Annotated in this window: 7 protein-coding genes and 1 pseudogene; 5 read left to right on the top strand and 3 right to left on the bottom strand. The window is 41.1% G+C overall.

Going from position 1 to position 9,118, the window contains the following annotated elements; genetic code table 11:
• The 3 genes from VLB74_RS12475 to VLB74_RS12465 form a co-directional block, all read left to right on the top strand.
• The coding region (locus VLB74_RS12475) for a cation transporter dimerization domain-containing protein (protein WP_473964698.1) at positions 1–345 on the top strand (345 nt) is incomplete at its 5' end.
• 171 nt (positions 346–516) lie between these two features.
• Positions 517–3,963 (top strand): pyruvate carboxylase, encoded by a 3,447-nt coding sequence (locus tag VLB74_RS12470; RefSeq protein WP_325203784.1) that lies wholly within the window; start codon positions 517–519, stop codon positions 3,961–3,963.
• 60 nt (positions 3,964–4,023) lie between these two features.
• Complete coding sequence (locus tag VLB74_RS12465) at positions 4,024–5,079, top strand: hypothetical protein (RefSeq protein WP_325203783.1); 1,056 nt, start codon at positions 4,024–4,026, stop codon at positions 5,077–5,079.
• 3 nt (positions 5,080–5,082) lie between these two features.
• On the opposite strand, the gene VLB74_RS12460 is transcribed toward VLB74_RS12465, so the two are convergent.
• Both VLB74_RS12460 and VLB74_RS12455 read right to left on the bottom strand, forming a co-directional pair.
• Positions 5,083–5,349: a DUF1294 domain-containing protein gene (locus tag VLB74_RS12460; protein WP_325203782.1), complete on the bottom strand. Its 267-nt coding sequence runs from the start codon at positions 5,347–5,349 to the stop codon at positions 5,083–5,085.
• 138 nt (positions 5,350–5,487) lie between these two features.
• A complete protein-coding gene (locus VLB74_RS12455; RefSeq protein WP_325203781.1) occupies positions 5,488–6,087 on the bottom strand; it encodes a hypothetical protein in 600 nt (199 codons plus the stop codon).
• A 237-nt stretch (positions 6,088–6,324) separates the two neighbouring features.
• Between VLB74_RS12455 and VLB74_RS12450 the strand changes: the two genes are divergently transcribed.
• Entirely contained in the window at positions 6,325–8,478 is a 2,154-nt protein-coding gene (locus tag VLB74_RS12450) for a Tex family protein (RefSeq protein WP_325203785.1), read from the top strand.
• Between the two features lie 61 nt (positions 8,479–8,539).
• Here VLB74_RS12450 and tatA read toward each other — a convergent pair whose 3' ends face one another.
• The gene (gene tatA / locus VLB74_RS12445) at positions 8,540–8,722 is read right to left on the bottom strand and encodes a twin-arginine translocase TatA/TatE family subunit (RefSeq protein WP_325203780.1); all 183 of its coding nucleotides are present in this window, start codon (positions 8,720–8,722) and stop codon (positions 8,540–8,542) included.
• Positions 8,723–8,931: 209 nt separating this feature from the next.
• On the opposite strand from tatA, the pseudogene VLB74_RS12440 reads away from it, so the two are divergent.
• Positions 8,932–9,118, top strand: a pseudogene (locus tag VLB74_RS12440) (peptidase); the annotation flags it as partial.

The raw sequence follows: 9,118 nt of genomic DNA, 5'->3' as shown, positions 1-9,118 counted from the left end.
ATCGCCATTTACTTAATTATTGTCAGTGCCGATTTATTAAAAAAATCCACCAAAATGCTGATGCTTTTTACGCCGGAGCACATTAATGTGGAAGAAATTGTCCGCGAAGTGCATAAAATTCCGAGTGTCAATAAATTGCATCATATCCACGTCTGGCATCTTAATGAAGAAGAATTACACCTGGAAGCCCGTTTAGATTGCTCGGAGAATATTACTGTGAGCGAATTCAATCTGGTGGTGCAAAAAACAGAAACCGTTCTCTACGAAAAATTCGGAATTAACCACATCAGCATTCAGCCCGAATTCCATAAAGAAGACCCAAAAGATAGTATTGTTCAGGACTAATAAATTTCGGTATTCATACGTTGTATAGATAATCGGAACATCCTTTTTTTACTTTAAGTGGAAAAAACATGCAGTTCACAGACTATATGCGTTTTATTCATTGTTAGTGTTTAAATTTATGGAAACATGTAATAAACAGTGCTACTATCAACTTAAAAATGCGTTACAATCATGGCTGAAAATTTTACAATCAAGAAGATACTAGTGGCTAACCGAGGGGAAATTGCAATACGCGTTTTCAGAGCAGCATCGGAATTGAAAATAGACACTGTTGCCGTTTTCACACACGAAGACCGGTATTCGCTTCACCGGTTTAAAGCCGATCAGAGTTTCCAGATAGGGGATGAATCCGAACCACTGAAACCTTATCTGGATATCGAAGAAATCATAAAAGTAGCCAAAGCCAATCAGGTGGATGCCATCCATCCCGGGTATGGGTTTCTATCTGAAAATGTGGATTTTGTGCGGCGATGCGAAGAAGAAGGCATCATTTTTATTGGTCCGCGCAAAGAAGCCATGATGCAATTGGGAGATAAAGTGGCTGCCAAAAAAGTGGCTATGGAAATCGGAGTTCCCGTGATTACCGATTCCAAAAAAGATTTGAACGTGATTGAAGATGCACTGTCCGAAGCGGAAAGGATAAGCTATCCTGTAATGATGAAAGCCGCTGCAGGTGGCGGAGGCAGGGGAATGCGTGTGGTGCGTAATGCGGAAGAAATGCAAACCGCCTTTAATAATGCAAAAAGCGAAGCCCTGAAAGCATTTGGAGATGATACCGTCTTCCTGGAAAAATTCATCGATAACCCGAAACATGTTGAGGTACAGATTTTGGGCGATAATTTCGGAAATATCGTTCACCTGTACGAACGTGACTGTTCCGTGCAGCGTCGTTTTCAGAAGGTAATCGAAATAGCCCCTTCCATCCTTAAAGACGAGACAAAGCAAAAACTGTACGACTACGCTTTAAAAATTGCCAAATACGTAAACTATAACAATGCCGGAACCGTTGAATTTTTGGTGGATAAGGATGAAAATGTGTATTTCATTGAGGTAAATCCAAGAATACAGGTCGAGCATACCATTACCGAAGAAATTACCGGTATCGACATCGTGCGTTCGCAAATTATTATTGCCGCCGGATATCCACTTACGCACCGTCAGATTTTCATTCACAATCAGGAAGATATTCAGTGCAACGGTTGGGCTATTCAATGCCGTATTACCACCGAAGATATAGAGCACGAGTTCAAACCGGACTACGGAACCATAATAGCCTACCGAAACGCCGGAGGTTACGGGATTCGTCTGGATGAAGGAAATTGCTATTCCGGGGTAACGGTTTCCCCGTTTTTCGACTCGATGCTGGTGAAAGTTTCCTCCAGCGGCAGAACCCTAAAAGGCGCTTCCGACCGTTTGAGAAGGACATTGGAAGAGTTCAGAATCCGCGGCGTGAAAACCAATATGCCTTTCCTGCTGAATGTATTGTCCGATACCGTGTTCCGTGATGGAAAAGCTACGGTGAATTTCATTCAGGACAACCCTCAGCTTACGATTCCGGATCCGGAGTATTTTAACGATAGGGGCACAAAAATGCTCAAATACCTTGCTGAACTGAAAGTGAACGGCCACCCGGATGTAAAGGAATTCGATGCCGATAGGGTTTTCCGAACGCCTGTCATACCCGAAGTACCCAATACGGATTATCCGAAAGGAACCAAGAATCTGCTTACCGAAATGGGAAGGGAAGCTTTTATCGATTATATTAAAAACGAGAAGAAAATATTCTTTACCGATACCACTTTACGCGATGCCCATCAGTCATTGTTTGCTACCCGCTTGCGTAATTACGACATGCTGAAAGTTACAGAAGGCATTGCCAAAAATTTCCCCCAATTGTTTTCGATGGAAGTCTGGGGAGGTGCCACTTTTGACGTGACCATGCGCTTTTTGCACGAAGATCCGTGGGAGCGCTTGCGTTTGATTCGCAAATCGGTTCCGAATATCTTACTGCAGATGCTTATCAGGGGAAGTAACGCGGTTGGTTATGCGGCTTATCCCGATAACGTATTGGAACAGTTCATCATCAAAAGCGCCGAAAACGGAATTGACGTCTTCCGAATTTTCGATTCGCTGAACTGGATTGAAGGCATGACTCACAGCATAAAAATGGTTCGTGAAAAGACCAATTCGATTGCCGAAGCCTGCATTTGTTATACCGGAGATTTCATGAATCCGGAAAGGCAAAAATTCAATCTTCAGTATTATATCGATTTGGCTAAACAACTCGAAGCAGCCGGAGCGCATATGTTGGCAATAAAGGATATGGCAGGACTGCTGAAACCCTATGCGGCCGAAATTTTAATCAAGGAACTGAAAAAAAACATTTCGATTCCGATTCACCTGCATACGCATGACACGTCATCGGTACAATCCACAACCTATGTGAAAGCTATTGAAGCCGGCGTTGATGTAGTGGATGTTGCCCTAGCTTCCATGAGCGGTCTGACTTCACAGCCCAATTTCAATTCATTGGTAGCCGTTTTGCATGGGACAGAGAGAGAAAACCCGATTGACCTTAAAAAGTTGAACGAATATTCCAATTATTTTGAAGTGGTACGCGAATATTACTATCCGTTCGAAAGCGAACTTAAAGCCGGAACAGCAGAGGTTTACGATCACGAAATTCCGGGCGGACAATATTCCAATTTACTACCGCAGGCACAGTCGTTGGGATTGTTGGACAAATTTGAAACCATCAAACAAAACTATGTCGTGGTGAACGAGATGTTTGGCGATATCGTTAAAGTGACTCCATCTTCAAAAGTGGTGGGCGACATGGCGTTGTTTATGACATCAAATAATTTAACAGCAGCCGATGTGATGGAGAGAGGCGATACACTTGCTTTTCCGGAATCGGTGAAGCAGTTGTTCAGGGGTGATTTAGGTCAGCCCTATGGAGGATTTCCCAAAAAACTTCAGGAAATAATTCTGAAAAAAGAAATCCCATACACTGAAAAACCTAATGCTCACATAAAACCGATTGATTTCGATTTGGAACTGCAACTGTTTCATCAGAAATTCGACGATAAACTCACGATGGAGGATTTATTGTCTTACATTATGTTCCCTAAAGTTTTCGAGGATTTTTACAAATTCAGAAAGTATTTCGGCAAGGTAGAAAAACTTCCGACGCCGTATTTTTATTATCCGCTGAAAACCAATGAAGAGCTGATTATCAATCTCGATTTGGGGAAAAACATGATGATCAATTTCCGTTATATGAGCGAACCCAATGAAGAAGGTTTCAGAGAGGTTTATTTCAGGATTAACGGACAGACCCGAAATATCGTAATCAAAGACAATTCGGTTAAATCTACCAAGGAGACCAATGCCAAAGTTTCGGGAGCCGATGACATCGGAGCGCCGTTGCAAGGCCGACTCGTGAAAATATTGGTGAACGAAAATGAACAAGTGGAAAAAGACCATCCATTGTTTGTGATTGAAGCCATGAAAATGGAAACCACCATCTGTGCACCTAAAAACGGAACCGTGTCGAAAATCATACTGAAACAGAATATGATGATTGAGCAGGATGACTGTGTAATGCAGATTAAATAATTTAATATGCGGTTGTTGCACTCGCAGCAACCGCAACACAACTGAATATAAAACACGGTTATGAGTAGTAACGCTCCGCTATTAAAAAAACAATACTATCCCATAAATGAGCAGCTTTATGCGTATCTGGAAAAGTACAGACGCGTGGCGAAAACGAATGTCTTTTACGATGATCTGCGGCGTTTTCAGGGAAGTGTTGTTGTATATGATAACAACAATGAAGACACCTTGTGGGTGCGAGTTTACTACAATGAGCTTGAGAAAAAAGAAATCGATTTAAGTCTGAAGAAAATATATACGCTGCTGCATTCCGATGGAGATGAGCGAAATATTATTAATCTGACGGTCGATTATATCGATTTCTGCACCTTTGGAAATTCCAAGCCTTTTCGGGTTAAAATCCGAAATCTCCTCAACGACAATTACACGCATTTTTACGTGAAAATTGCGGATGCTTCCCGAATCTTCGGACTGGAACTGGAACACATCATGTCACCAAACAGTATTAACTTTCTGGTTCATAAAGAAACGCTGATTGAGGAACACATTGTGGGAATTCCCGGTGATGTCTTTTTGAAGCATCATCTGGATAAATGTACCGAAAACGAAAAAGCCCAAATTGCCAAGGAATTTGTAAAATTCAATGAACGTTGCATGATTGGTCTTTTGGGAGACATGCGATCGTATAATTTTGTCGTTATTCCCATTTACGACTACGACCATATTGTTTATAAAATCAGGGCGATTGATTTTGATCAGCAATGCTATGAAGGCAATTTCAGACTTTACAAACCGCACCTTTTCAAGGAGAATTTTCGCTTTACCCAACTGGTAAAAGAGAAACTCATGAAAAATTCCATCGAACAATATCAAAACGAGGAGCGTTCCATTCTGGTCAGAAGAATTGCAGGTTTCGAGGAACGTTTGAGTGAATTATTACAAGCGATGAAAGCAAGTGAATTGTCGCCCACTATTAATTTAGAGCGGTTGAAGCAAGAAACCTATGAAGTGACTTTTGACAAAAGTTTCAAAAATGCGACCTCGATGGTTGATATTGTGGAAGCAGCACTGAATTTCATCAAGCGGAATTACCACACGCATGGAGGTGACCAGTGATTCTTATCTGACCATGAGAAAGTAGTAAACGGATACAACCTGAAGGATAAGGATTCCGAAAAATTTCCATAAAAAAGAAAACTTCGAGATTTTATGTCGGAAAAGCAGCATCCCGAGCAAGGCACCAATACTGCCACCAATTAAGGCAAAGAGTAACAGGAATCTTTCGGGAACTCTGGATTTCTGGTTTATCGCTAACCATTTGTCAATTCCGTACAACAGAAAAACGAATCCGTTAATTGCTGATAAATAAATGAAAAGAGTAGGCATTCAATACGACTTTAACGCAAAGATACTATGGCCAATTCAATAAATGAACAAATTGGCCAAGTCTCCTTGCGGTAAAAATTTTTTGAGATTTGTATTTATTAGAATAGTTCTTTGTGCAAGTGTACGAGAATATAGTATTTAATTTTCGAAATCGAGATTGGCAGGTTCGTTAATCACTTGCAGTTTTTGCGGTTTTTTACCTGTTATTGGTGTTGAAGGATCAACGACTTGAAAAGACAAATTGTCAAACCACATCTGTCCGGTTCCTCTCAAATAGGCGCCATACGATATTTTTGAAGCGTGTGAAGGAACATCCAAAACAAGGTCATATTTTGTCCAGTCGCTGGTACCGCCCACGGCACGTCCACGCATATTGTCAAACGAGATGAAGTTTTGCGAATTGGCCTGTTCTACTTTAAACCAGAAACCGGCTCTTCCATCGACTTCGGTAGTTTTAATATAACCCGATAGGCGGACTCTCTGTCCCATGAATTTATCCGGTTTAAAACTTTGCATCAGTGTTCCGTAGCCGTCGATTGTTTTGTCTATGGATTTGATGGTGGCCGCATTTTTTCCGTCCATCCCGGATCCTTTATCGATTCCCATGTCATAACTTTCCGATTTCGTCCCGGTTTTGTACCAGCCGACCGGAATTTCAAACGAACCAAAGGCTTCAAAAGAAAGCAGTAATCCTATTAGTGCCAATAATGGAAAAATTTTAAGAGTAGAGGTTTTCATATCTTAAAGTCTTTACTTAATATTAGGTTTTTATAGTTAGTAGGTTTTGTATTGTTTATTGCTGTAAATCAGATACTTATAAAGTTAAGAAAAATCAGAGAAAAAGCCTTGAAACAGAGTTGTAATATCGGCGAGCGGTAAAAGATTCGGATTATCTGTACAAGAAAAGATAAAGAAGAGGGAATGCTAAAATTAATTCCAAAAGATGTTATTTTAGCATTCTTATTTCAAAAGAAAATGACATTAACAGAATACATCCTGAAGTTTGTTCCGACGGCTTCCAAAAACATAGAGGCTACGCTTCAATTATTGGCCGAAGATTGCACCATTCCGTTTATCGCACGCTACCGAAAAGACAAAACCGGAAATCTCGATGAGGTTCAGATTGAAGCGATTGCCAAGTACAGCAAACAATTTTCCGAAATCGTAAAGCGCAAGGAAAGCATTTTAAAATCGATAGAAGAACAAAATGCGCTTTCACCGGAATTGAAACAAAAAATCGAAAACAGCTTCGACTTGCAGGAGTTGGAAGATTTCTATCTGCCTTATAAAAAGAAAAAGAAAACCAAAGCCGATGCCGCGCGTGAAAACGGATTGGAACCTTTGGCAAAAATCATCATGGCACAAAATTCGGATGATATCGAATACATTGCCTCGAAATACCTGAATGATAAAGTGGCCAATGAAGACGAAGCGTTACAAGGTGCCCGTGATATCATTGCCGAGTGGATCAACGAAAACATTTTCATCCGTAAAAACCTTCGTCGCATGTTTCAACGCAAAGCCACTATCAGTACAAAAGTGGTAAAAGCCAAAAAAGAGGAGGAAGGCGCCAAGAAATTCGAACAGTATTTCGATTGGAGCGAAGCGGTTTCAAAAGCGCCCGCACACCGCTTGTTAGCGATGCTTCGTGCCGAAAATGAAGGTTTCATCAAGCTTTCCGTGGAAGTGGAAAAAGAAGAAGCGCTTGGTTTTATCGAGGATAACATCATCAAAAATAATAATGACCCGAGGAGGAACGACGAACTGGCGGAGCAAACTACGGCACAACTCAAACTGGCAATTAAGGACAGTTACAAGCGTTTGCTGGAACCGGCGATTTCAAATGAAACACTACAGGAAGCCAAAGCCAAAGCGGATGTGAATTCCATTCAGGTTTTTGCGGCGAATTTGAGTCAGCTCCTGTTAGCATCGCCACTGGGCGAAAAGCGAATTCTGGCTATCGATCCGGGATTTCGAACCGGTTGTAAAGTGGTTTGCCTGGATGAGAAAGGCGATTTATTGTACAACGAAACCATTTTCCCGCATGCGCCTCAAAACGAAACGGCCATGGCGATGAAGAAAATCCGTTCGATGGTGAATGCTTATAACGTTGAAGCCATCTCTATCGGAAACGGAACTGCCTCCCGCGAAACAGAATTCTTCATCAAGAAAATCGCCTTTGATAAACCGGTTCAGGTTTTTGTGGTTTCCGAAGCAGGAGCGTCGGTGTATTCGGCATCGAAAATCGCAAGAGAGGAATTCCCGAGTTATGATGTAACCGTTCGTGGTGCGGTTTCCATCGGAAGACGTTTGTCGGATCCATTGGCCGAACTGGTGAAAATCGACCCGAAATCCATCGGCGTTGGTCAGTACCAGCATGATGTGGATCAGTCCAAACTGAAAGAAGAATTAGACAGTACCGTAATCCGTTGTGTGAACTCGGTTGGAATCAATATTAACACGGCCAGTAAATCGTTGTTGAGTTACGTTTCGGGCATCGGGGAAAAAATGGCCGAGAACATTGTTGCTTTCCGAAGTGAAAATGGTCCGTTCGAAGACCGAAAGCAACTGAAAAAAGTACCTCGTTTGGGTGAAAAAGCGTTTCAGCAGGCGGCGGCTTTTATCCGAATCAAAGAAGGAAAAAACCCGTTGGACAATTCGGCAGTGCACCCGGAAGCCTATGGCATTGTGGAAAAAATGGCTAAAGATTTGGGTATAAAAGTAGGCGAACTGATTGCGAACAAAGAAAAAATCGCATCAATCAAACCAGAAAATTATATCACAGATGATATCGGGATTTTGGGATTGAAAGATATTCTGAAGGAATTGGAAAAACCGGGGCTGGACCCGAGAAAAGCGGCGAAGGTTTTTGAATTCGACCCGAACGTAAAAACAATAAAAGACTTACGCACCGGAATGGTCTTGCCGGGCATTGTGAACAACATTACCAATTTTGGCTGTTTCGTGGATGTGGGCATCAAGGAAAGTGGCTTGGTACACATTTCCCAACTCAAGGAAGGTTTCGTTTCCGATGTAAATGAAGTGGTGAAACTGCACCAGCACGTCCAGGTGAAAGTAACCGAAGTGGATGAGGACCGAAAACGAATTCAACTGACGATGATATTGTAAAAAAAAGAATCCCAAATGCCGTAATGGTATTTGGGATTTTTATTTGATATAGAAAAAACTATTATTTGTTTTCTTCGTCTTCTTTTTTAGCTGTCGGAGCCTGATCTTCTCCTTTGGATGCTTTTTTGAATTCATTGATTCCGCTTCCTAACCCTTTCATTAATTCCGGAATTTTTTTACCTCCAAAAAGCAGAACAATCACTACAACGATTAAAATTATTTCGGTTGCCCCTAATTTTCCCATGATTCTTAAATAATTATGTTTTTGATACTTTAATTCAAAACTAGGTGACAAAGGTAGACATAAAAACCAATTGACAAACAACCAGATTACTGTTTTTAAAGAAACTAGCTGAAATTTAGGTTTTCTTTAACCAAATTTATGAAAAGGATTATTCAAACTTGGGGTAATACAAAGTGATATTTTTATATTTGTGAATCAAACCGCTATGTATGTCTGCAAAAAGACTGAAACGACAATTAATCAAGAAAAGACTTTTTAGTAAGAACCGGTTGGTGATACTGAACGAAGATACTTTCGCAGAAATTTTTTCGCTTCGGCTGACCCTGATGAATGTCTTCATTGTGGCAACAGTGGGTGCTTTGCTGATTATTTTTGTTACCACTTACATTATCGCTT

This window comes from Flavobacterium sp., from assembly GCF_035456225.1.
Lineage (GTDB): Bacteria > Bacteroidota > Bacteroidia > Flavobacteriales > Flavobacteriaceae > Flavobacterium.
The sequence above is the reverse complement of the archived record's forward strand: the minus strand, read 5'-3'. Positions and strand labels throughout refer to the sequence as shown.